General features: G+C 41.9%; 20 protein-coding genes, 1 tRNA gene and 1 other RNA gene. 17 read left to right on the top strand and 5 right to left on the bottom strand.

Annotated elements, in window-relative coordinates; all coding sequences use genetic code 11:
• Positions 1-11: 11 nt before the first annotated feature.
• From WMZ97_RS10975 to ssrS, 6 genes are all read left to right on the top strand, one after another.
• Positions 12-347, top strand: a complete 336-nt coding sequence (locus WMZ97_RS10975; RefSeq protein ID WP_343272125.1) for a hypothetical protein — start codon at positions 12-14, stop codon at positions 345-347.
• A gap of 324 nt (positions 348-671) precedes the next feature.
• Positions 672-1,232 carry a chromate transporter gene (locus WMZ97_RS10970; RefSeq protein ID WP_343272210.1) on the top strand — a complete coding sequence of 187 codons (561 nt, stop codon included), beginning with the start codon at positions 672-674 and terminating at the stop codon, positions 1,230-1,232.
• The gene (locus tag WMZ97_RS10965) at positions 1,229-1,759 is read left to right on the top strand and encodes a chromate transporter (protein ID WP_343272124.1); all 531 of its coding nucleotides are present in this window, start codon (positions 1,229-1,231) and stop codon (positions 1,757-1,759) included. The genes WMZ97_RS10970 and WMZ97_RS10965 overlap by 4 nt, the downstream gene beginning before the upstream one ends.
• A gap of 186 nt (positions 1,760-1,945) precedes the next feature.
• Complete coding sequence (locus WMZ97_RS10960; RefSeq protein WP_343272209.1) at positions 1,946-3,511, top strand: acyl-CoA synthetase; 1,566 nt, start codon at positions 1,946-1,948, stop codon at positions 3,509-3,511.
• A gap of 116 nt (positions 3,512-3,627) precedes the next feature.
• A complete protein-coding gene (locus WMZ97_RS10955) occupies positions 3,628-3,768 on the top strand; it encodes a small, acid-soluble spore protein L (protein WP_343272123.1) in 141 nt (46 codons plus the stop codon).
• Between the two features lie 279 nt (positions 3,769-4,047).
• A non-coding RNA gene (gene ssrS / locus WMZ97_RS10950) (6S RNA) lies at positions 4,048-4,234 on the top strand.
• 177 nt (positions 4,235-4,411) lie between these two features.
• Here the strand turns inward: ssrS and WMZ97_RS10945 are convergent.
• The 3 genes from WMZ97_RS10945 to WMZ97_RS10935 form a co-directional block, all read right to left on the bottom strand.
• Positions 4,412-4,726 (bottom strand): DUF2628 domain-containing protein, encoded by a 315-nt coding sequence (locus WMZ97_RS10945; RefSeq protein ID WP_343272122.1) that lies wholly within the window; start codon positions 4,724-4,726, stop codon positions 4,412-4,414.
• 593 nt (positions 4,727-5,319) lie between these two features.
• Positions 5,320-6,624, bottom strand: a complete 1,305-nt coding sequence (locus WMZ97_RS10940) for an IS4 family transposase (RefSeq protein WP_343272121.1) — start codon at positions 6,622-6,624, stop codon at positions 5,320-5,322.
• Between the two features lie 210 nt (positions 6,625-6,834).
• A complete protein-coding gene (locus WMZ97_RS10935; RefSeq protein ID WP_343272120.1) occupies positions 6,835-7,407 on the bottom strand; it encodes a hypothetical protein in 573 nt (190 codons plus the stop codon).
• A gap of 116 nt (positions 7,408-7,523) precedes the next feature.
• Here WMZ97_RS10935 and WMZ97_RS10930 point away from each other — a divergent pair, with 116 nt between their 5' ends.
• Positions 7,524-8,027, top strand: coding sequence for a DNA-deoxyinosine glycosylase (locus WMZ97_RS10930; RefSeq protein WP_343272119.1), 504 nt, complete (start codon positions 7,524-7,526; stop codon positions 8,025-8,027).
• Between the two features lie 646 nt (positions 8,028-8,673).
• Here the strand turns inward: WMZ97_RS10930 and WMZ97_RS10925 are convergent.
• Positions 8,674-9,774: an SDR family oxidoreductase gene (locus tag WMZ97_RS10925; RefSeq protein WP_343272118.1), complete on the bottom strand. Its 1,101-nt coding sequence runs from the start codon at positions 9,772-9,774 to the stop codon at positions 8,674-8,676.
• Between the two features lie 221 nt (positions 9,775-9,995).
• Here WMZ97_RS10925 and WMZ97_RS10920 point away from each other — a divergent pair, with 221 nt between their 5' ends.
• The 3 genes from WMZ97_RS10920 to WMZ97_RS10910 all read left to right on the top strand — a co-directional run bounded on the left by WMZ97_RS10920 (position 9,996) and on the right by WMZ97_RS10910 (position 13,911).
• Positions 9,996-12,218, top strand: a complete 2,223-nt coding sequence (locus tag WMZ97_RS10920; protein ID WP_343272117.1) for a YhgE/Pip domain-containing protein — start codon at positions 9,996-9,998, stop codon at positions 12,216-12,218.
• Between the two features lie 78 nt (positions 12,219-12,296).
• Positions 12,297-12,788, top strand: coding sequence for a DinB family protein (locus WMZ97_RS10915; RefSeq protein ID WP_343272116.1), 492 nt, complete (start codon positions 12,297-12,299; stop codon positions 12,786-12,788).
• Between the two features lie 166 nt (positions 12,789-12,954).
• On the top strand, positions 12,955-13,911 hold the full coding sequence (locus WMZ97_RS10910) for an alpha/beta hydrolase (protein ID WP_343272115.1): 957 nt from the start codon (positions 12,955-12,957) through the stop codon (positions 13,909-13,911).
• An 87-nt stretch (positions 13,912-13,998) separates the two neighbouring features.
• Here WMZ97_RS10910 and dat read toward each other — a convergent pair whose 3' ends face one another.
• Positions 13,999-14,856 carry a D-amino-acid transaminase gene (dat, locus tag WMZ97_RS10905; protein WP_343272114.1) on the bottom strand — a complete coding sequence of 286 codons (858 nt, stop codon included), beginning with the start codon at positions 14,854-14,856 and terminating at the stop codon, positions 13,999-14,001.
• A 278-nt stretch (positions 14,857-15,134) separates the two neighbouring features.
• On the opposite strand from dat, the gene WMZ97_RS10900 reads away from it, so the two are divergent.
• The 7 genes from WMZ97_RS10900 to trmL all read left to right on the top strand — a co-directional run bounded on the left by WMZ97_RS10900 (position 15,135) and on the right by trmL (position 21,452).
• Positions 15,135-15,824 carry a Crp/Fnr family transcriptional regulator gene (locus tag WMZ97_RS10900; RefSeq protein ID WP_343272113.1) on the top strand — a complete coding sequence of 230 codons (690 nt, stop codon included), beginning with the start codon at positions 15,135-15,137 and terminating at the stop codon, positions 15,822-15,824.
• 114 nt (positions 15,825-15,938) lie between these two features.
• Positions 15,939-16,012 (top strand) — tRNA-Gly (locus WMZ97_RS10895).
• A 156-nt stretch (positions 16,013-16,168) separates the two neighbouring features.
• Complete coding sequence (locus WMZ97_RS10890; RefSeq protein ID WP_343272112.1) at positions 16,169-17,878, top strand: ABC-ATPase domain-containing protein; 1,710 nt, start codon at positions 16,169-16,171, stop codon at positions 17,876-17,878.
• A gap of 371 nt (positions 17,879-18,249) precedes the next feature.
• Complete coding sequence (gene queG, locus WMZ97_RS10885; protein ID WP_343272111.1) at positions 18,250-19,389, top strand: tRNA epoxyqueuosine(34) reductase QueG; 1,140 nt, start codon at positions 18,250-18,252, stop codon at positions 19,387-19,389.
• Between the two features lie 20 nt (positions 19,390-19,409).
• Positions 19,410-19,952 (top strand): methylated-DNA--[protein]-cysteine S-methyltransferase, encoded by a 543-nt coding sequence (locus WMZ97_RS10880; protein ID WP_343272110.1) that lies wholly within the window; start codon positions 19,410-19,412, stop codon positions 19,950-19,952.
• A 57-nt stretch (positions 19,953-20,009) separates the two neighbouring features.
• Positions 20,010-20,858, top strand: coding sequence for an amidase domain-containing protein (locus WMZ97_RS10875; protein ID WP_343272109.1), 849 nt, complete (start codon positions 20,010-20,012; stop codon positions 20,856-20,858).
• A gap of 120 nt (positions 20,859-20,978) precedes the next feature.
• The gene (trmL, locus tag WMZ97_RS10870; protein ID WP_343272108.1) at positions 20,979-21,452 is read left to right on the top strand and encodes a tRNA (uridine(34)/cytosine(34)/5-carboxymethylaminomethyluridine(34)-2'-O)-methyltransferase TrmL; all 474 of its coding nucleotides are present in this window, start codon (positions 20,979-20,981) and stop codon (positions 21,450-21,452) included.
• Positions 21,453-21,564: the final 112 nt, after the last annotated feature.

The following is a 21,564-nucleotide window of genomic DNA, read 5'->3' as shown; positions in this document are numbered from 1 at the left end:
ACAGCCCCACCATGTTATTGTGGTGGGGTTATTTTCTAAATTTTGTTCGTTCGAAGTTATTCTTTTTTACAACTGCCCATGCCGGGAGTACCTCGAAGCCGGGAGGAAGTACCTCGAAGTCGGGAGAGAACGCCCTGAAGTCGGGAGAGAACGCCCTGAAGTCGGGAGAGAACGCCCTGAAGTCGGGAGAGAGCGCCCAAAAGTCGGGAGAGAACGCCCTGGAGTCGGGAGAGAACATCTCAAAGTCGGTAGACAGCTTCCCGAAGACGGTAAGAATACTTCAAAACTCCAACCTGCTGAAGAAACAATCAGGCAACCCCCATTTGATTACATTTATGCCGCCTTAACGGGCTGTAGACCCTCACTTCAAGATTTTGAGGTAAAACTAAAAAAGATAAGTGGGGGTCAACTGCATGACAATGGTCCGATTCTGTTCTCAGCCTGCACGATGCAGGTCAAAAAGCGTTGCAACTCAGGCCACTGAGTTCTTAGTCTTTCTCCAGTCTCAGTGGGAAAGAAGGGAAACTCTCACTGTATGAAGTTTTCACTTTATCCTCAGTAGTAAGAAATCATAATTATTTTCACACCACTAATGATTATTTCCTAACAGTTTGGTACGATAGCATAAAGAATGAAGTTTCATACATATGGAAGTTGTTAGGAGATGTTTAATTTTGCACAAGGACTTATTCATTGCTTTTTTTCGTGCTGGAATGCTTGGCTATGGCGGCGGATTGTCGGCAATTCCACTGATGCATAAGGAAGTAGTGAAGACGTATCAATGGATGGATGACGATGAGTTTTCCGATATACTCGCGCTTGCCAATACATTGCCGGGACCAATTAATACGAAATTGTCTGGTTATATTGGCTGGCGGCTGAAAGGTTTTTGGGGATTAATTACATGCACTATTGCAACCGTACTGCCGACTGCTTTTTTAATGATTTTATTACTTACGGTGCTTAACAAATATAAAGACGTGCCGTGGGTGCAGGGAATGTCAAAAGGGGTTCTGCCGATTGCTGGCGTAATGATTGGGGTTTTAGCGCTGGACTTTATTAAAAAATCTAAACAACTGCTTGGCTGGGTTGCAACGATAATGCTCACTATCCTAAGCATTGTTGTGATGGAGGTATTGGGAATACACCCTGCCATTCTCATCATTGTATTGATACTTTCTGCCTTATTTTCGAAAGGGAAATCGAATGAAAGGCAGGCTGACGGGTCATGATCTATTGGAAAATATTTTTAGCAAATTTCACCTCGAACCTTTTGGGTTATGGCGGGGGGCCGGCAACGATTCCGCTTTTGGAGCATGAAGTCGTGGACCGTTATCATTGGTTTACCACCCACGAATTCAGCGAAATGGTCGCACTTGGCAACGGGCTCCCAGGTCCAATTGCAACAAAATTAGCTGCGTATGTAGGGTATGATGCAGGGGGAATCCTGGGTGCATCCATCGGTGTTTTTGCATCAGTGGCACCATCGCTTGTGATGATGATCGCGTTGTTGGGGTTATTAATGCGGCATAAGGAATCACCGAAAGTGAAACGGCTGACAAAAATTATCCGGCCGACAATCGCTGTACTGCTCGGTGTGATGACGGTTGAATTCTTTCATAACTCATACGTAGAAATCGGATGGATACATATGGTTATTTTAATTGTCGCTGGCTACTTTTTATTGGAGAAACGCGGAATCAGTCCAGTATATGTTGTGCTGGGTGCATTGCTTTATGGTGCCTTATTTTTGGCCTAAAAAAGAGAAAAATGAAAATAAAAGGGCAATCTCTAAGTCATATAGGAGATTGCCCCGCTTTTTATTGCTATTTAAACCAATCTGAAATAAAATAAGAGAAAGAATATTTTATAAAAATGCGAGCAGCATCTGTAGGGGAGTGGTTTTTTGAAAGGGCTTACACAAAAGGATAACGAATTTTCCAGCATGTTACAGCGTGCACGACGGAACACATTGGGGGATTTATTGGCTAGAACGCGGGATCGGACTCCGGATAAATTGGCGTTCATGTATCAGGATAAGCAAGTAACATATGCCGAGCTGGATGCTTTGGTAAACCAGACAGCATGTGCCTTTTTAGCAAAAGGAATGACAAAGGGCGAAATGGTTACCGTTATGTCAAAAAATAGTTTGGATTTCGTTGTGACAAATTTTGCGTTAGCTCGCATTGGGGCAGTGATGATTCCGATCAATTACATGCTGTCGATCGAGGATGTGCAGTATATTGTTGAACATGCTGAGGTCACTGGTTTTATTGCGTCTGCGGAATATGCTCCTGTTTTAGATCAAGCATCCAATTCTAAGGTGCAATATCGCTATCTGATGGACATACCGGCGGAAGCGCAATTGCCAGAAGAATTGTCTTCATGGGAAACGCTGTCCAGGAGTCGTAACGGACAACCTGTAACATTGGTAGAAGCAGCGATTGATGATGATGACTTGGCACATGTATTATATACCAGTGGTACCGAATCACGGCCCAAAGGTGTCATGCTAACCCATAAAAGCCTGATCAGTGAGTATGTCAGCAGTATTGTTGATGGCCACATGGAGGCGCGGGATGTTGCAATTCATGCGCTGCCGCTTTATCATAGTGCCCAGCTTCATGTGTTTTTGGGACCAAGTGTGTATGTTGGGGCGAGCGGGATCATCCTTGGGGCGGCGGATCCGCAGCTGATTATGAAGACGATTGAAGATGAAAAAGCGACCCAGTTGTTCGCCCCGCCAACTGTTTGGATTGCGTTATTGCGCCATCCGGATTTTGATAAGCGTGATTTATCAACGTTGGAAAAGTGTTACTATGGTGCTGCCATCATGCCGCGGGAGATATTAAAAGAGCTTGCGGAACGGTTGCCAAATGCCCGGTTTTGGAATTTTTACGGTCAAACGGAAGTCGCACCGCTCGCGACCGCGTTGCAACCGGAAGATCAATTACGTAAACTTGGTTCAGCTGGAACACCAACATTAAATGTGCAAACGAAAATTGTTGATGAACAAGGCCAAGAGGTAGCCTGTGGTGAAATTGGTGAAATTGTACATCGGACGCCACATGCAATGAAAGGTTATTTACATGATCCGGATAAAACGCGCGAAGCATTTCGTGATGGCTGGTTTCACAGCGGAGATCTCGGTGTCATGGATGAAGAAGGGTATGTCACGATTGTTGATCGGAAAAAAGATATGATTAACACAGGTGGCGTTAATGTTTCCAGCCGGGAAGTGGAAGAGATGATTTATCAAATGAAGGGTGTTTCTGAAGTTGCCGTTGTGAGTATTCCCGATCCGTATTGGATAGAGGCGGTTACAGCAATTATTGTGCTAAAACAGGGGGCGTCATTGACAACAGGGGAGGTCATTTCCTTTTGCAAGGAACGTCTTTCTACTTTTAAAGTGCCAAAGTATGTTGATTTTACCGATCAACTGCCAAAAAATCCAAGTGGAAAAGTGCTGAAACGAGCATTGCGCGATCAGTATAAGGATTTGGGTAACTAGTTAATTCAATTAAAAGGATAAAGCAGCTTGATCATTGCTTTATCCTTTTTGCGTTGATAATCGGGGGAATAGAACTGTTGATGAAGAAGATAATAGAACGACGGGAGGTGTTTTTCATGAGCGAAAAAGAAAGTAATTGGAGTAAACAGCGCGTGACAAACAGCATAAATCCACAGGGACTCGCTGAAGATGAGAAAAACCAACGGGTAAAATCCCAGCTGGAGCAAAAAGCAAAAAAACGTAATACGAAAATATGAGAAGGTGAAACCAATCAATTATACTCCAAGGCTTGCGGGAGTCGTTAGCAAATTATGCGGATGTATGATGGGGCAGCAGCTCATTAACAAATTGGGATTTGATCATCAAGGAGAACAATTTTCAGGCGGAGACGCTCAACTTAGTTCCCAGACCGCTCAATTTTATGTCTGGCCCAGTTTACAGTCAGGAAATCAAGCGTTATCAGCAGCATCGCCCCAGTTTTCCAAAAAGGATAAAAATACCATTGCAATCTTAGCAGTTTCGTTGTAGTATATAACTACAAGCTACAATGTACGTAATCATAATAAGTTTTAACCTCTAATGTGATAATAGGGAGTTTTAGATCGAGGCTATAATGTCGGGCCGCCACGGAGCGGAAGGCAGGAAGGTCTCTGCAAACACCCACTTTGTGAAGTGGTGGTTTAAAACTTTTTATATCTTAATTACGGCAATTGTGGCTGTTTATGATGAACATGGCAGACCAGTTCCCAGATGGAGCTGGTCTTTTAAATTTTAATGTGTAAAAAAGAGATCAACCATCCAAGGTATGATCTCTTTTTGTGTACTGATCCAGCTGTGTGTGGGGCTAGCTTCTCCTTGGCTATGACTTGCAGCCGCTGGAAAGCCCGTGCCGCTTTTCGCTTAAGCAGATTTTAACGAAATTCCGATACTTTCCAGCTTTCGTTTAGATTCGTCATTCATAGGTCTGTATCCTTTTTCAATGAGCTCTTTTATGTAAATCTTATTATAAATAAACGCAAAAACAATCGAAACAACCCATGGAGCGATTCCAGCTGTTACGATTCCAATAACTACTGCAACGACGAACATAATTGCGGCCCATTTTAAATCTCCTCTGAATAATGCCGGGAAAAAACCGAAAAAGAATGTAGTCCAACTAAAGCCAACCTTAACCTCTTTAAATAAGCCAATATCATTTTCAAGAGTCGCTTTCATTTGTGTCACCTCCTTCAAAAGCAAAAATTACATGCATAGTAAAATCATACTATACTTTCTTCTTTCCGTTAAGACCTTTTAGGAAAAAGTTGAAAAATATGTATAACAATAACCTTACACGATCGATCACAAATATGTATTATCTTGTTTTACATACTTGTGTTAGGCTGAAGTTCATAAGGTGAGGGGATATAAGATGAATTTTGCCATTCAAATGATTGATCATGTCCAGCTTGCGGCTCCAGGTAATAAGGAAGACATTGCGCGTAAATTTTATCCCTCCTTAACGGGCAGTAAGACCCCCACTTCAAGATTTTGAAGCGGAACTAAAAAAGATAAGTGGGGGTCAACTGTCCGTAAAGGTCCGATTTTGTTCAACTAACATTCAGTGGGGGAGAAAGGGAAACAATGTTGTCAGGTTAATATTGTGAATAAAAGTATTTTACACCTTTTATTAATTTTATCTGCACTGATAGAGTGATTTACTCATCACTCTACACACTGGAGCATAGAGATTGGATCATTGCCCATAAAAAGCTATTAAGTGGACACACTTCGCCATTTAACATCATTTTAAAATGTATTTATTTAGGCTATAAACTGCGCCTATTGGTGTTGCTGTATCGATTGGCTTGTTTTTTCTCTCTTTTATATCGTCGTCCGGGTATGACTGGAACCACGTGACGTTGAATTTCGGCCAAGAAAGTCTCATAGATCTGCTCTCTGTGATGAGGGTCGTCTGTTAAAACCATTTCAATGAGACGTGTCCTTAATTTACCTGCCAAAATGCTTTTATTGATGTGATAGGTTTGATATTTACGATCTTTATGATGGTTCTTTTCGTACCATTCGGCTTCCGCTTCTTGTTCAAAGAGCGAGGCGATATTGCTTAAAAATATCGTTGCGTAAAAGTCTTGTTCAATCAACAGTGGCTTGATACCTGAGAAGTTTTCAACTTCAAATTTATGCTTAAGGTCATTAAACCCAGACTCGATGCCCCATCTTTTCGCATATAGTTCCTGGCTGTCGCTGTATTTGATGTCTGCTGAACTCACATTCGTGAGAAGCGTTTCCGTTTCGCCAGTCGGTAGCGTAACCTTGAGGACACGCACTTGAAGAACAGTTCCGACTGGAATAGGCGTCCCTTGTTTTTTCAATTCCCTTGCTCGCGGTTTGGTGACCTTTACCTGAATCCATTCGTCTTCAGAGGTCGTTTGTTCTACTTCTTTGAGAAAACTACCTTGAGAGCGAATGACATAAGAAATACCTTGCTTTTCCAAATCGATCATGAAAGCAATGGAAGGATAACCGCGATCAAAAAGAATAAGATCACGAACCGACGGCTGTTCAAACGATTGAAGCTTTTCGATATTACGCTTGGCCAGGTCTCTTTCGCTGTCATGAAAGTTTCCAAATACACTACTGATTGTTACCTTGTTTTCAATATCATATAAATTGGAAGCGAATGCCCGGGCAACCGAAGGGTCTGCATTGGAGCCCCAGTAGCCATATGTGTTCCGAGTTTCTTTTGTATCAGGAATTTCTACCACACTGCCATCTATGGCCAGCAATCGGAAGTTATGAAAGGTTTTAAAGTCACCATCTTCGTAAAAACCGCGGATGAATTCATCATTCAAAAGCGTAAAAGCAACAGGACGCAATTTTTGGCGCGCTTCTGAAAACGACTGTTTGGTGTACGTATCCGAGGAGCTAGGCAGAGATAGCGCCTGCTCCCGAAACTCGTCTAGTTCCAATTGGGAGGATTTACGTACCATTCGTAAAAGCAGGGTGAGTAAAGATACAAAACCCACTTTTCGTTCTCTTGTGAAATCTTTGGCATTGCGCTTGGATTTACGTTTGAATTTGTCATTATTCATAAGCTGAATGGTCCGTTCCATAAGGTTGGTCATTTTTTTTCATGAGTGATCACCTAATTCCTTTTTCCCCCAATATAACTAAAATTTGTTAACCTGACAACATTGGAAAGGGAAACCCCCACTGAATGAAGTTTCACTTTATTGAGTGGGAAAAAATAACAAAACAGGAAGTATCTTTATGATAAGGTACTTCCATGTATAAACTGCAAAATCCGCGTGTTTTTCTCCATATTATTGATCTGCTGTATGCCGATGCTTCACCCAACGAAACAACAACGTTAGCCAATAGGCGAAAAAAGAAACCGCAATATCAATTAGAAAAACGTAAACAAAATTCATTCCATTATCCAATTTAAGAAGGTTACAAGCGCTCATAATGGGGGCAAAAACAAAAGCTCCCAAAGCGCAACCAATGAGTGACCACAAATATACATTTTTATTGCGGTTGGTGCTGTACTGGTATAATAGCATAAACAAGATGGGTAAAACCACAGCAGTCATATTTAAGCCAGTTGGAATAAAATAGGTTAGGCTGTGTGGATGGACAAGAAGATTATGAGTAGACAGGATACTATCAACATTCGCCCATCCAACGTGAATGGTATATCCGTAAAAACAAATTTCAAATATCCGTTTCTTATCAATTGCAAAATAAAGAATAACTAGCGGAATAATGGCACTAAGAATGTTAAACCAGAAGTACCATGTATCAATACTCGAATATTCATGCCAGAATTGACTTACCAATTGTTGGGTTTCGCTTTTATATTCTGCAATCTTATGATATAGCTGTTCTTGATTCATTTGTCACTCTCCCATAACAAATAGTACACCTAGCATGTAATATTTGAGCAAAATTTATTCATCGGCTAACATTAGATTGGTATGATGAAAAATAGTTAAAGAAAGGTGTGGAACATATGGCTGAGAAGCTAACATCTTTTGTCCCAATACTTCCTGTACATCCCAAGGTGCTAATTCTAGGCTCCATGCCAGGAGGAATGTCGCTTGAAAAACAGGAATATTATGGGAACCCTCGAAACCATTTTTGGGACATACTCTATACATTATTGCATCAGCCCCCGCTTGCTACATATCATGAAAAAATCATGTTTGTTAAACGGCATCATTTAGCGTTATGGGATACTATTCAAACTTGTTATCGAGAGGGCAGTCTGGATACAAAAATTACCGATGAAATCCCAAACGATATTCCTGGACTGCTTGAGAAGTATCCAAGTATTCGCTTGGTTGCTTGTAATGGAACAAAATCTTTTCAAACGTTTAGGAAATTTTTTGGAAGGGAAAAGTTGGAACAAGCTGACGTGCTAAAACTGCCGTCAACAAGTCCGATTCCCGGGCGGTATACGAAAACGTTTGCCGGGAAAGTAGAGGAGTGGAGCAAAATTTTAACGTATTTATGAATTCCTCATGATAGCGGTTCTGATGGTTATTTTGTGGTATAATAGTATTAGAAAAGGTAATTACGATTCGGAAAGTGATTAAATAGTCTCAATTTTAAATTGTTTGCTATTTTCATTGTTTTTTTAAAAGGATTCGAATAGAATGAAAAGGTGAGTCGTAAGCGGCAACTTACGACTCAAGCGATGACAGTTTCCGCAAGGTGCGGCGACTTTGTGTAAGGATCAAAAGTAATTATCCCGTTTTCGTCGTCGACAGGGTGATTACTTTTTTTCTCGGCTGTTGACAATTAGTAAGACAAGCGTAGAAAACATAACCATCAATTCAATCGCTTTATCAACCGGTATCAATTGCTTCAGCCCCTTTCCTAGGGGATAAAAGCCGCCGATCGAGAAGCTTCCCTATGCAGCCCTCGCCAAGCTCACCCTGCATACCTGTCCCCTTCATTATACAATAAATAAATTGGAAAAGGTTGTAATTATTAGAAAATGGTACAATATTCACAGAAATCGGAAATAAACAGTTAAATAATGTACCGCTTTTGTACCGCTTTTTTCTAATCCAGAGCACTACAAAAAACAGGCTTCGCTACAGTTAAGCCTGTTTTTTTGATTGGATGTAATTTGTACAAATGATAGCCGCTTTAGTTTAGTTAATTTTTATTTGTTTCGTATGGTCGTCTCTATATTTCCGATAATAGGCAATCATCGACGGCAGCGTGTCTTTTAAGTCTGGACAGGAAATACCAGATCCCTTCAAATCAGTTGTGGCTTGTGAGGTGTCATACGACGAATGGATCAAGAAATAATCTAATGCTTCCGGCTCGATTTGAAGCATTTTTCTTACTGGTTTTATTTTTAGCACTGCTTTCCCAAGGCCTACTGGTAACTTACCTTTTGGAGGTTTGCCAAGGTAATATTCAGAAAGCATCGTTTGCAATTCCCTCATTGTGTATGGATTCGGATCGGTTAGGTGATAGGTTTTTCCCTCGCCAACTGGTGCCAGTGACAGATAGCTTGTCGCCTTCAGAACATAATCATTTGGCACGAAATTCCCCTCGGGTTTTCCCTCACCATAATACGTGTTCATTGGGAGGAAACGTGAATTCTCCAAATAGTTTAGCATGAAATAAAGTCCGTCAAATTTAATAGTTTGCCCGGTTTTAGAATTTCCTTTAACGACACCAGGTCGAATGATGGTTAATGGAATGGTATCCTTTAAGGCATCAACCAAGAGTTCTGCCTCATATTTTGTACTTTCATAATGATTCCGGAAACTCTGCCCCTCAGCCAGTTCGTGTTCATAGATACGTCCTTCGCGTCTTCCTGATACATATGCAGTACTGAAGTAAATGTAGCGTTTGAGGTTCGTCAGGTTTTGTACCCAGTCATTCACTTGTTGAGTACCAATTACATTTACGTTGTGAGCAAGGTCCTTTGGCACAGCCAAATCATAAATCGCTGCTAAGTGAAAAACATGTGTTACTGACTCCTGTAAGACGTGATCGACTTTGGAATCAAGTGCAAGTCCTAATTTGGTAATGTCACCGCTTACAATTGTAAATAATTCAGGATCCCGATTATATTTGTAAGCATAAGTAGTAATGGCATCTATGGCCTGGTCATGGAGGTCAGGCAATGCCAATAAGTATATATGATCGATTGTTTCGCCATGATCTTCAATAAGTTGATCGATCAAATTACGTGCTAAAAAACCAGGATACCCAGTCATCATAAAAGTATTTCCCATCTTCCATCAACCCCTCAATATATAAGAATAGTACAAATAGTATAACACATGTGACCTTTATAATCGACTTTCCATTTAATTTTTGGATATACATACATAGAATTGTGGAAGGATAACGTTTAAGTGATGGAATTCGTGTTATATAACTGTTATAATACTAACTTGTATGATAGTAAATGAATGGTCATTCACTTTTAAAAAAACAGATTGAGGTAAACGAAATGAAAAATATCTTTAGGATATTCAAAACAGATATGAAAAACATTGGAACCAATTGGGTAGCTGCAATTTTAATAAGCGGTCTTGTTATTTTACCGTCATTATATGCATGGTTTAATATTCAAGCTTCTTGGGATCCTTATGGTCAGACCAATCAGATTCCAATTGGTGTGGTAAATGAGGACACGGGGGCAACGGTTCGTGACGAGGAGATTCATGTAGGAGACGAACTGGTGAAGGAACTCAAGAAAAATAATGATATGGAATGGCATTTTGACAGTCGAAAGCAGGCTATGGACAAAGTGGAATACGGTGATTATTTCGCTGTGATCGTCATTCCCAAGGATTTTTCTAAAAAGCTTGGTACCGTTGTCCAGGATGATCCACAAAAAGCGAACGTAGAGTATTATGTGAATGAAAAGATCAACGCAATTGCACCAAAAATTACCGATAAAGGTGCGAGTTCCATCGTTGAAAAGATCACAAGTCAATTCGTTTCCACGGTCAATGGGGTCATTTTTGACATGTTTAACCAGATTGGGGTTGAATTGCAAAAAGATCTTCCCGATATTAAACGGTTTGAGGACTATGTATTTACGATGGAAAAAAAGCTTCCCGAAATACATAAGGTGTTAAATGAATCCTTGTCCGATGCAAATGATGCCCAAGATATTATTCATAAAGCCCAAGGGTTAATGCCAGATGCGAAGGAAGTAACGAATAATGGTCTCGAGACGATTGATCATACGACCGAGTTTCTGAAAAAAGCAGAGAGCCGGCTAAATGAGATGGCTCCGAAAGTGAAAAAGGATTTGGAAAAGGTTCAAAATGTTGCTAGTGAAGCAAATGATTTTATGAGCAAGGTGCAGGCAGCGGATATTGATTTCGATAAGGGAAAAGAAATTAGTGACCAATTAACTGGGAAAACGAACGATGCAATCAAACGAATTAACACAATTGAAGATGCATTGAATCAGTTGAAACAGCAAAATCAAGGACAGCAGGAGAATGACGCCGACAATGATGCGGAACAAGAGGAACAGCAACCCGACAGCAATATAAAAGATCAGAATGAACAAATTGATGATGCACTTCAGCGATTGGAGACGTTAAAAGCAGGTCTGCAGGAGGCGCAGGATAATGCTAAGGATGTTAGCTCGTTCATCGAGGATAAGCAGTCAGAGGTTGATTCCACTATTTCCGATTTAAAAAAGATAACTGCGGATACCTCGACGAAAATTGATGATTTTGTGAAAGAGTATAATGAAAATATTGAGCCTACTGTTTTGCAGGAGGTACAAAATGCAAAAGATACGTTGGGCAAGGCCCGCGGTATCCTGACCGAAATCCAGTCCACCATTCCAGAAGTCGAGAAAATCTTAAATCGGACGGATGATAATCTTGGAGAAGGGAAAGATGTGCTGCAATACGCACTTGGCGAGTATCCATATGTACACGACAAGGTGGACCAGCTGGCAAATCGGATTCGCGATATTCAAGGTGAAACCGATATTAATGAAATCATTCAACTATTACAGAATGATCCGGAAGCAGAACGCAGCTTTTTCGCTGAGCCAGTTGAACTGAATGAAAATAAATTGTTTCCAATTCCTAACTATGGATCTGGCATGACACCATTCTATACTGTTCTGGCGATTTGGGTTGGGTCGTTGCTGCTGATTTCTTTACTGGCGACAGATGTGCGAGATCCGGAAGCTTATACCACTAGACAAACCTATTTTGGTAAATATTTAACATTTATGTCGATTGGTATATTGCAAACCTTAATCGTAACGTTTGGTGACATCTTTCTGGTTGATGCCTATATCAAAGATCCTGTTTGGTTTGTGGTATTTGGTCTGCTGATTAGCATGCTCTTTATGTTAATTGTGTACACCTTAGTGTCGGTTTTCGGTGATACTGGCAAGGCGATGGCAATTGTGTTCCTTGTTCTGCAAATAGCGGGGTCTGGCGGCACATACCCAGTCGTGCTACTGCCAAAGTTTTTCCAAATGATAAATCCTTTCCTGCCATTTACGTATGCCATCGATTTGATGCGCGAAGCAGTAGGGGGAATTGTTTGGGAGCGTGCATATCATGATCTCCTATGCTTAGCACTGTTTGCTGCTCTTTTCCTATTACTGGGAACGTTTTTGAAAAAGGCAATTAACAAGCGAACAAAAATTATGATGAAAAAATCGAGGGAAACCGGATTATTTCATTAACCGTCGTAATGCTGTATAGTAACGAATATGTATTTTTAACCCTGTATGAAAGAGATGCAATGAAAAGGAGCGATACATTTGCATGTAAACGAAGAAGCACGAGAATCCTTATTAAAGGAAGTCAATGGCATTTCGGATGACAATTTAAATAAACAGCCAGATGCAGCCAGCTGGTCCATTAAACAGATATTGGAGCATTTGTTTTTAATGGAAGGTGTTATTGTAAAAATGATCGAAAATGAATTGGAGAATGGGAAGGATGTCCAAACAAAGCCAAAACCGATTGAGTTAACGGTTAATCGTGATCAAAAAGTGCAAGCACCGGATTTCGCTGTTCCATCTGATGACTTTGCGACACTTGAAGAACTAAAATTAAAGTTAGAAGCTTCTCATCAAGGGCTTGCTCAATTAGTTACTAATGCTGATGAACACGTATTGGCCAATCGAGCCTTTTTGCATCCTGTATTTGGGGAAATGAGCTTGAACCAATGGATTCCGTTTATTGGATGGCATGAGAAACGTCATACGCTGCAAATTAAGGAAGTCAAGACGGTGTTAGGGTTAGCTTAGTTTTCTTAGATGATCATACTTATGAAAGAAAGGCGGGCAGCGTGTGTTGCCCGCTTCTTCTTTTCGTTGGAAATTACTGGCGTGATGCTAATAAGTACCAGCATAAAAGACAATCAACGGTTGAAATGGTTTGGTATAATAGAATGGAGAAAGGAGCAGGTCAGAATTGAAGCGAAAAAGGCTTTTAAAACTATTAATCGGATTTATTGTCCTTTTATTTATCATAAATATAGTTGCAAGTTTTTATTTTTATCATTTAGCCATTGAGCGCGGACCAAAGGACTTCTTGGTTGGAAATGCGGATCTGGAAGTATCAGCTGCAGCCATGGATGAGTTCATTGATGGTGATTGGCATGCGTGGCTGGATAATCAGTCGTTTGAGGAATTTAAAATGACCTCCTATGATGGGCTGACGTTAAAAGCATATTATTTAAAAGCCAAGCAGCCAACAACGAAAACGGTAATCTTAGCACACGGGTACCTTGGCAGTGGCAAAGATATGGGATTGTATGCGCGTTATTATCATGATGCACTCGGATATAATGTGTTGATGCCTGATGCGCGCGGTCAAGGGGAAAGTGAAGGGGACTACATTGGATTTGGCTGGCATGATCGTCTGGATTATGCAGATTGGGCTGATTTGATGATTGATAAGTTAGGAGACAATGCACAAATTGTGCTGCATGGTGTTTCCATGGGAGCAGCCACCGTGTTAATGACAAGTGGAGAGAATCTTCCTGATAATGTGAAAGCCATTGTTTCAGATAGTGCGTATACAAGTGTGAGAGATATGTTTGCGTATCAAATGAAACGCATGTATCATATCCCATCGTTTCCGGTGCTGCCGACTACTAGTCTGGTGACAAAGATGGAAGCAGGGTATTGGCTAACGGAAGCGTCTGCACTTGATCAGGTGAAAAAAGCGACCGTACCGATTTTATATATCCATGGCAACGCAGATAAATTTGCTCCTGCACGTATGTCTGAGGAATTATATAAAAACACTAAAAGTGATGCAGAGCTCATGATTGTTGACGGCGCTGGACATGCTGAATCATTCGTACTTGCACAAGATAAGTACGAAGCAAAACTGCAGGAGTTTTTAGGGAAGTACGTAGAGTGAGGCACAGGAACAGGTAGAGTGTCTCCATGTTTCCCATGGTGGATTAAATCCGGAGAAGAGCTACCTGTCCCGCCTATGATAGTCGACCTATGACTCGCTGATGTTGGCGTCTTGTTTGTATGCTATTTGCAGTTGTTTTGTGATGTTGCCAGGTTTGCCATTAGCGATTGGTTGATGATCAACTGTGATGATTGGCATAATTTCCGAGGTGCTGCTCGACAGAAAAAGTTCATCCGCATTAGCAATATCATCGACGGAAAAAGCTGTCTCATTGAACGGAATGCCAAGTTTTTCCGCAAATTGTTCGACACGAATTCGCACACAACCATGTAAAATTTGATTGGTGGCCGGATGCGTCATGATCGTACCATCTTTCACCAGATAGACATTTGATGAACTGCATTCCGTCACCGTGCCATCTTTGTGCAAAATGGCCTCGTAACATCCTTGCTCCTGAGCTTCTTGTTTTGCCAAGACATTTGGTAACAGATTAAGGCTTTTAATATAACAATTTTCCCAGCGTACATCGCGTTGTGTAATCGCCTTGACACCATTTTTTAAATTGTCCAGATTCCTTGGCTGTTTTGAAACATAAGCATATACATTTGCGTCTACGCCGGTTGGAAATGTATGCACACGTGGTGCGGAGCCGCGTGATGCTTGAAGATATACTTTTGTATCGGTTTTGACATCATTTTTAAGTAATAAGGTATGCAATAAATCGGTTAGTTCCACCTTTGTAAAGGGCAGGATAATTTTGACTGCTGCTGCCGATCGAAATAAGCGATTGACATGTTCGTCAAGCAGATAATAGGTACCGTTATACACACGAATCACTTCATATACACCATCTCCAAATTGCAGCCCTCGTTCCTCGAATGGATAATGCAATGTGTCGCGGTGTACAAATTTTGTTTGTGATAATACGACAGGATAATTTGTCATTTCTATTCCCTCCCATAAGCCATAAGATCATTCTATATCTTCATACAACCATTGTAAACAAAGAATTCCTAATTGTCGTACCGCGGGAAATCATTTGGAATGAAGAATCTGAAAGTGATACCGGTTTAATGGAAATTTGTTTAATTTAGTGATAAATATCACGGTGTGTATTATATTTCTCATATATAATAGTGATAATGAAGCAGTGTGTGTTACATAAAAGTAATTGGCTAAGCACACATGAATCGTATCCATCTTCTAAAAGGAACGTGATGACAATGGAACCTTTATTATTACGGCTGGGTCAGCGGGATTGTGACAAGCTGATTGCCAATACGAAACGGTTACATGTAAAAAAGGGCGCGGTTATTTTTAATGAGGGAAGCCCAGCGGAGCATTTATTTTTTATCGAAAAAGGGGAGATGCGCATTTTTAAGAACCTTGGTGATAATAGGGAAATTACGATATTTACCCGGGGTGAAGATGATGGATTTGGTGAGATTGGTATTTTTAGTGGGAAAAAGTATTCAAATACAGCTGAGGCAACAAGAGATAGTGTAATCCTATCCATTCATAAAGATGTTATTGAATCCATTTTGGCTGAGGATGGGCATCTGTGTTTGCAATTCATCAAATGGGTTGCCGAGTCATTGGAGGCTAGTAAAGCACAAACTCGTGATTTTCTGGCATTTGGATCGGAGGGCGCAGTGGCATCCATGTTTCTTCGGTATGTCAATATGTATGGCGTGGTAACGGTGAACGGAATCCGTATCACAAAGCCAATCTTGATTCAAGATATTAGTAAGTATATTGGAATTTCCAGAGAGACGGTCAGTCGAATTGTAAACAAATGGAAGGAAAAAGGAATCCTCACAAATGATAATAAATATTTTTTAGTGAAGGATATCGACTATTTGAAAACACTGCTTGCATGTGATTCGTGTGGCGTGGAAAATTGTGTGCTGTAGGTGAAGTCAGATAGTAAATCTTGTAGGGTATTCGTACACTTTTGTTAAAAAAACGACAAATTTCTCTTGAATTGCGATGATAGACTTGCTATAATAAAAAATGCATTACAAAAAGCGGGTGTAGTTTAGTGGTAAAACCTCAGCCTTCCAAGCTGATGATGAGGGTTCGATTCCCTTCACCCGCTCCATACATATGTCATAACGCAGTGTTTCGTCGGATGAGCGACGAGGTGTTGCGTTTTTTTCATTGTTTGGAGTTTTTGACTCGTGTCTGCACTTGAATTTAGAGTTCTCTAAGTAGTATTCTTTAAGTTAGAAATGATTAATTAATGAGGGATTTTAATATGAGACATTTGTTACAACAATTAAAACAACTAGATGGAAAAGGGTATAAAGCTTACAAAGGTGTACAAGGAACCTATTATTCTGCTCGCTTCACGTTATCGATTGACTATGTACAGGGGGATCCATTTGCGTCCCCTTCCAAAATTCGTGTCGTGGTGCCACAACAGCAACGTCGCATTAAGCGCGAATGGATGGAAGATGATTACCGCAATGTGGCGACAGCGGATGCGCTAGCCCGATCTGTCGGTAAAGCAGTAGCAGGCAGTCATGTTCAGGTAAAAGGATCCGGCAAAAGTGGTGCTGTGTTATTTGATACACCTGGGCAGGAGGTCTTGGAGCGGAGCGCGGTACAAATCGGTCCGAATGGTACCACTATCTGTCTGTCAGTTGGACTTCCCGCGAATGGAAGACGGATCAACGGCAGGGAAGCCATCAAGTTATTTGAAACGGTTATTCCCGCGATCATCAACAAATCGATTTTTACGATAACCGATCAGGAAATGGAACAGGCGGTTCAATTAGCAGATCAGCAAGAAGCTATTCGTGAGGAGATGGTCAAACAGGGGTGGATTGCGTTTATTGCGAATGGAGCAATTTTACCAAGAGAAAGCGGGATAAGCAATCGCCCGTTGAAACAAGCAGTTCCCTTTCAAAGCCCGAAAGAAAACCAAGTAACCATTCGTGTGCCCCACCGGTCTGAAGCCTTAACAGGAATGGCGATCAAAAAAGGAATTACATTGATTGTTGGCGGTGGTTATCATGGCAAAAGTACGGTGCTTGAGGCGGTGGAACGAGGTGTCTATCCGCATACCAAAGGGGATGGGCGTGAATTTGTCTTGACCGATCCAGATGCCGTCAAAATTCGTGCGGAAGACGGCAGGCAAATTAAGGGTGTGAATATTTCACCGTTTATTTCTAACTTGCCACATAAACAGGAGACGGAGTGTTTTTCCACAGAAAATGCAAGTGGCAGTACGTCACAAGCAGCAAATGTTATGGAGGCTTTAGAGGTTGGTGCGACAACATTGCTGATTGATGAGGATACAAGTGCAACTAATTTCATGATCCGCGATCACCGAATGCAGCAATTGGTGACACAAGAACAAGAACCGATTACCCCGTTTATCGATAAGGTAAAACAAATGCGTGATCAGCTCGCTGTTTCAACGATTCTGGTAATGGGAGGTTCCGGCGATTATTTTGCTGTTGCCGACGAGGTAATCATGATGGATGAATATGTTCCACGAAATGTGACGGCAAAGGCAAAAGCAATCATGGAGCAGTACCCGATGGAACGAAATGGTGTTAATGATAGTATGTTTGGTACGATCGCGAAACGTTGCTTGAAGCCGAGTAGCTTGCAAACGCAAAAAGGGAAGCGGGCGAAAACACAAGCAAAAGGATTAACGAAAATCTTAATGGGTCGAACAGAAATTGTTTTTGATCAAACAGAACAACTAGCAGATGCCTCACAAACACGGATGATTGCGGAGATCATTTCCTATCTGGATCGGACCAATGGCTTGGAAAAGGTTAGGACATTAGCAGATGTGCTTGTAGAAATAGAACGGAAAATGGATGATGATGGACTGGCTTCGTTTACTAGTTTTTCAAAGCAACACCCCGGTGACATTGCCCGTCCACGCAAATATGAAATTGCCGCCGTATTAAACCGGATCCGGACATTGCAAGTGACCCAAATGGACTGATATACGGCGCAGGGGGCAGTTTTAGACCGCTTAAAAACGCACCTTTTATCCCGCAAGTCCCCCACTGAATAATCGTTTGGGAGAAAATGGGCTAAGACGTGCGGGAACAGCCCTGAAACGTGTGGGAGTAGCCCTGAAATGTGTGGGAGTAGCCCTAAAACGTGCAAGGACCAGCCTGAAACATGCGACAGCAAGTTCGAAATGTGTAATAGGTGCAGAGGTTTTTAAAACGAATCTATTTCACTTTTTCAGCAGTCTCAGCCGATTCCACTATCCCGTATCGATCGTTCATGTGAATTCCCGATCGGATATCCTGCATCCCCGATCACATGGCAAACTTACTTTGCCCAACTTTAGAGGAAGTGAATGAAATGGATGTGCAACAATTAAAACAGGAAATTATCGCGTACAGCAAAGATATAGGCATTGATAAAATTGGCTTTGCTGCTGCCGACGTGTTCGGTGAATTAAAAGAACGGCTTAAGCAGCAACAAGCACTAAGCTATCAGTCGGGATTTGAAAAAGGGTCGATCGAGGAACGGACAGAACCAAATCGATTATTACCCGAAGCACAATCAATTCTCTCGATTGCCGTTGCGTACCCTTCCCGGATTAGGAACGCGCCAAAAGGAACCAAACAGGATCGCCGGGGAATTTTTTGCCGGGCATCTTGGGGGATGGATTACCATGTCATTCTCAGAGAACGGTTAGAAAAATTGGCCACATTTATCGCGGAACAAGTCCCCCATGCGCAGACAAAAATAATGGTTGATACGGGGGAATTATCCGATCGAGCGGTTGCGGAGCGGGCTGGTATCGGCTTCAGCGGAAAGAACTGTTCCATTATTACCCCTGAATTTGGGTCGTTTGTTTACCTTGGCGAATTAATCACAAATATTCCTTTTACCCCAGATTCACCAGTAGAAGATAGCTGCGGAGATTGTCGTAAATGTCTTGATGCTTGTCCGACAGGGGCCTTGGTGCAGGGTGGACAGTTAAACGCCCAGCGCTGTTTATCCTTTTTAACCCAAACAAAAGGGTTCTTGGCTGATGAATTTCGTGTGGAGCTTGGTAACCGGGTATATGGCTGTGACACCTGCCAGCAAGTCTGTCCCAAAAATAAAAAAATGGATTTTCATCTGCATCCAGAGACAGAGCCCGAACCGGAAGCTGCCAAGCCGAAGCTGAAACCGATGTTACGCATGTCCAACCGGGAGTTTAAAGAAACGTTTGGCCATATGTCCGGATCTTGGCGCGGAAAAAAACCAATCCAGCGTAATGCAATGATAGCACTTGCTCATTTCAAAGATGAAACAGCTGTGGACGATTTGATTGCGGTGATGAACGATGATCCACGCCCAGTTATTCGTGGAACAGCAGCTTGGACCCTTGGAAAAATAGGGACCGTAGCAGCAATCACTGCTTTGAGGGAAGCCCGGACGATAGAAGCAGACGATCAGGTGTTATTTGAAATGGAAAAAGGATTGAACATGAATAGCCCAGTTTTATAGCTTGTAAGGGAGTGGGGAAAATGAACGAGGCACTTTTCTACGATGTCATGGAATCACCGGTAGGACCGCTGTTAATCATCAGTGACGGGAAAAAAGTCATTCGGATTGATTATGGAACAATGCACGATTTGCAAGCGCAGTTGACAAAGTGGGCTACACGTTATTTCGCCCATTCGGTATTTGTAAATAAGCCGGAAAAAGTGAAATATGTGAAGCAGCAACTTCAGGATTATTTTGACAACGAGAGCAGCGATTTTTCGATCGATTTTACCTTTCATGGTACACCTTTTCAAAAACGGGTCTGGCGTGCTTTGTATGAAACAATTCCGTATGGGGAAACAAGGACGTATAAGGATATCGCTGAAGAAATTGGCAACCCCAAAGCTGTTCGTGCGGTTGGCGGCGCGGTGAATAAAAACCCATTTTCAATTCTGGTTCCGTGTCACCGTGTGATCGGGGCAAACGGGAAAATGGTCGGCTATAATGGGGGACTGGATAAAAAGGAATATTTACTGGAGCATGAGCGGATTCATAAGCGTGGTAAGGAAAATGGCGCGGGTTGAAAAAATCATGCGTTAGACAAGGCCACCCTCCATATACATATAGCGGAGGGGATTTTTATGGAGCGGTTAGCAAATTGGTGGCAGGATGTCTTTCAATCCGATGCCAGTCACGAAGCGTGGTGGGAACGAAAAAAAGCATTATGCCAGGAGCGTGGTGTGGAAATTAGCCGGATACAGGGCGATGGCCATGTATTTCAGGAGTTACGGTATGACCGGGAATCGATCTTTCATTATCTGTTACATGTGTCCTTTTTAATGAAGCAAAAGGATTACTTGTATCGTGAGGAACAAGTTATCCCGCTGCAATTCCGAATGCTTCCTGATCAATCCATTGAACATATCAAGCTGGAATCTAAGCCTGCTGAATCAGCCGAATCGAATTCCGCTGAGCTGTTGGAAGCGCGTGATGCCGCAGAATATCGCTTTACGTACGACCGGCTTGCCGCAGTGAAATATGCCGAACGATGGTGGAATGATTATAATCCTGCCTATCAAAGGTTTCGTGTCGATTGTACGAACTATATTTCGCAATGCCTTTATGCTGGGGGAGCTCCGATGCGTGGTGCGCCAAATCGTGGCACAGGCTGGTGGTACCAGAATAATAACTGGAGCTACAGCTGGTCAGTAGCCCACTCCTTTCGCTGGTATCTAAGCGGGTCAACAAAAGGGTTAACCGGAAAGGAAGTGGGTACGGCAGAAGAATTAATTCCTGGTGACGTGATTTGTTATGATTTTGAAGGGGACGGCAGATGGGATCATAGTACCATCGTGGTGGCCAAAGATGCATATGGGATGCCGCTGGTCAATGCTCATACCGACAATTCCCGAAATCGTTACTGGTCGTATGAAGATTCAACGGCTTATACACCAAATATGGCCTATAAGTTTTTCCATATTGGTGAGTAGTGGTATACTATTTTTCGTATGCTAAAAAGTCAAGGCAATGCCTCGCCCGGCTCCAGCGCCCAGTCGATACCGCTTAACAGGCGCTTTTAGCCTTTGATGTGAATAAGGAGAAGAATAATTGTGAGCTTACATGTTGTTTTGTATCAACCAGAAATTCCGGCAAATACCGGGAACATTGCCAGAACATGTTTGGCAACCAATGCAATATTACATTTGATCCGTCCGCTTGGATTCTCTACCGATGATAAAATGGTTCGCCGAGCTGGACTGGATTACTGGAAAAATGTTGATGTCCGCGAGTATGATTCTATCGATTCTTTGTATGCCACGTACCCGAATGGCGACTTTTACTATATTGAGAATTTCGGGACAAAATATTATACGGACTATGACTATAGTGATCCGATGAAAGAGTTGTTTTTTGTGTTTGGCAGGGAAACAAACGGCATACCCAAAAATTTGCTGGCCGGAAAAGAGGATAAGTGTTTACGGATTCATATGTCGGATCAAGTCCGCTCGCTGAATTTATCGAATACAGCTGCCATCATTGTTTATGAGGCATTGAGACAACAAGGATTTCATGGGTTATCCTAGAGAAGCTGTTTTCATTTCAGCATTTCCACATACATGGAAAAAGCTGCCCCCATTTTATGTGGAGCAGCTTTTTCCTATTTACAGGCTACTGTTTTCTAGGCTTCCCTGGCTT

This window comes from Lentibacillus songyuanensis, assembly GCF_039548255.1.
Taxonomy (GTDB): Bacteria; Bacillota; Bacilli; order Bacillales; family Amphibacillaceae; genus Lentibacillus_C; species Lentibacillus_C songyuanensis.
This window is presented reverse-complemented; position numbering and strand designations above follow the sequence as displayed.

Bases quoted from the DNA above. Each gene is read 5' to 3' on its own strand.
- WMZ97_RS10945 (WP_343272122.1), bottom strand. From the start codon at position 4,726: ATGAAAGCGACTCTTGAAAATGATATTGGCTTATTTAAAGAGGTTAAG.
- queG (WP_343272111.1), top strand. From the start codon at position 18,250: ATGGATGTGCAACAATTAAAACAGGAAATTATCGCGTACAGCAAAGAT.
- WMZ97_RS10890 (WP_343272112.1), top strand. From the start codon at position 16,169: ATGAGACATTTGTTACAACAATTAAAACAACTAGATGGAAAAGGGTAT.
- WMZ97_RS10925 (WP_343272118.1), bottom strand. From the start codon at position 9,774: ATGGGAAATACTTTTATGATGACTGGGTATCCTGGTTTTTTAGCACGT.
- WMZ97_RS10900 (WP_343272113.1), top strand. From the start codon at position 15,135: ATGGAACCTTTATTATTACGGCTGGGTCAGCGGGATTGTGACAAGCTG.
- WMZ97_RS10975 (WP_343272125.1), top strand. From the start codon at position 12: ATGTTATTGTGGTGGGGTTATTTTCTAAATTTTGTTCGTTCGAAGTTA.
- WMZ97_RS10960 (WP_343272209.1), top strand. From the start codon at position 1,946: ATGTTACAGCGTGCACGACGGAACACATTGGGGGATTTATTGGCTAGA.
- WMZ97_RS10920 (WP_343272117.1), top strand. From the start codon at position 9,996: ATGAAAAATATCTTTAGGATATTCAAAACAGATATGAAAAACATTGGA.
- dat (WP_343272114.1), bottom strand. From the start codon at position 14,856: ATGACAAATTATCCTGTCGTATTATCACAAACAAAATTTGTACACCGC.
- WMZ97_RS10930 (WP_343272119.1), top strand. From the start codon at position 7,524: ATGGCTGAGAAGCTAACATCTTTTGTCCCAATACTTCCTGTACATCCC.
- WMZ97_RS10935 (WP_343272120.1), bottom strand. From the start codon at position 7,407: ATGAATCAAGAACAGCTATATCATAAGATTGCAGAATATAAAAGCGAA.
- WMZ97_RS10875 (WP_343272109.1), top strand. From the start codon at position 20,010: ATGGAGCGGTTAGCAAATTGGTGGCAGGATGTCTTTCAATCCGATGCC.
- WMZ97_RS10880 (WP_343272110.1), top strand. From the start codon at position 19,410: ATGAACGAGGCACTTTTCTACGATGTCATGGAATCACCGGTAGGACCG.
- WMZ97_RS10955 (WP_343272123.1), top strand. From the start codon at position 3,628: ATGAGCGAAAAAGAAAGTAATTGGAGTAAACAGCGCGTGACAAACAGC.
- WMZ97_RS10965 (WP_343272124.1), top strand. From the start codon at position 1,229: ATGATCTATTGGAAAATATTTTTAGCAAATTTCACCTCGAACCTTTTG.
- WMZ97_RS10940 (WP_343272121.1), bottom strand. From the start codon at position 6,624: ATGGAACGGACCATTCAGCTTATGAATAATGACAAATTCAAACGTAAA.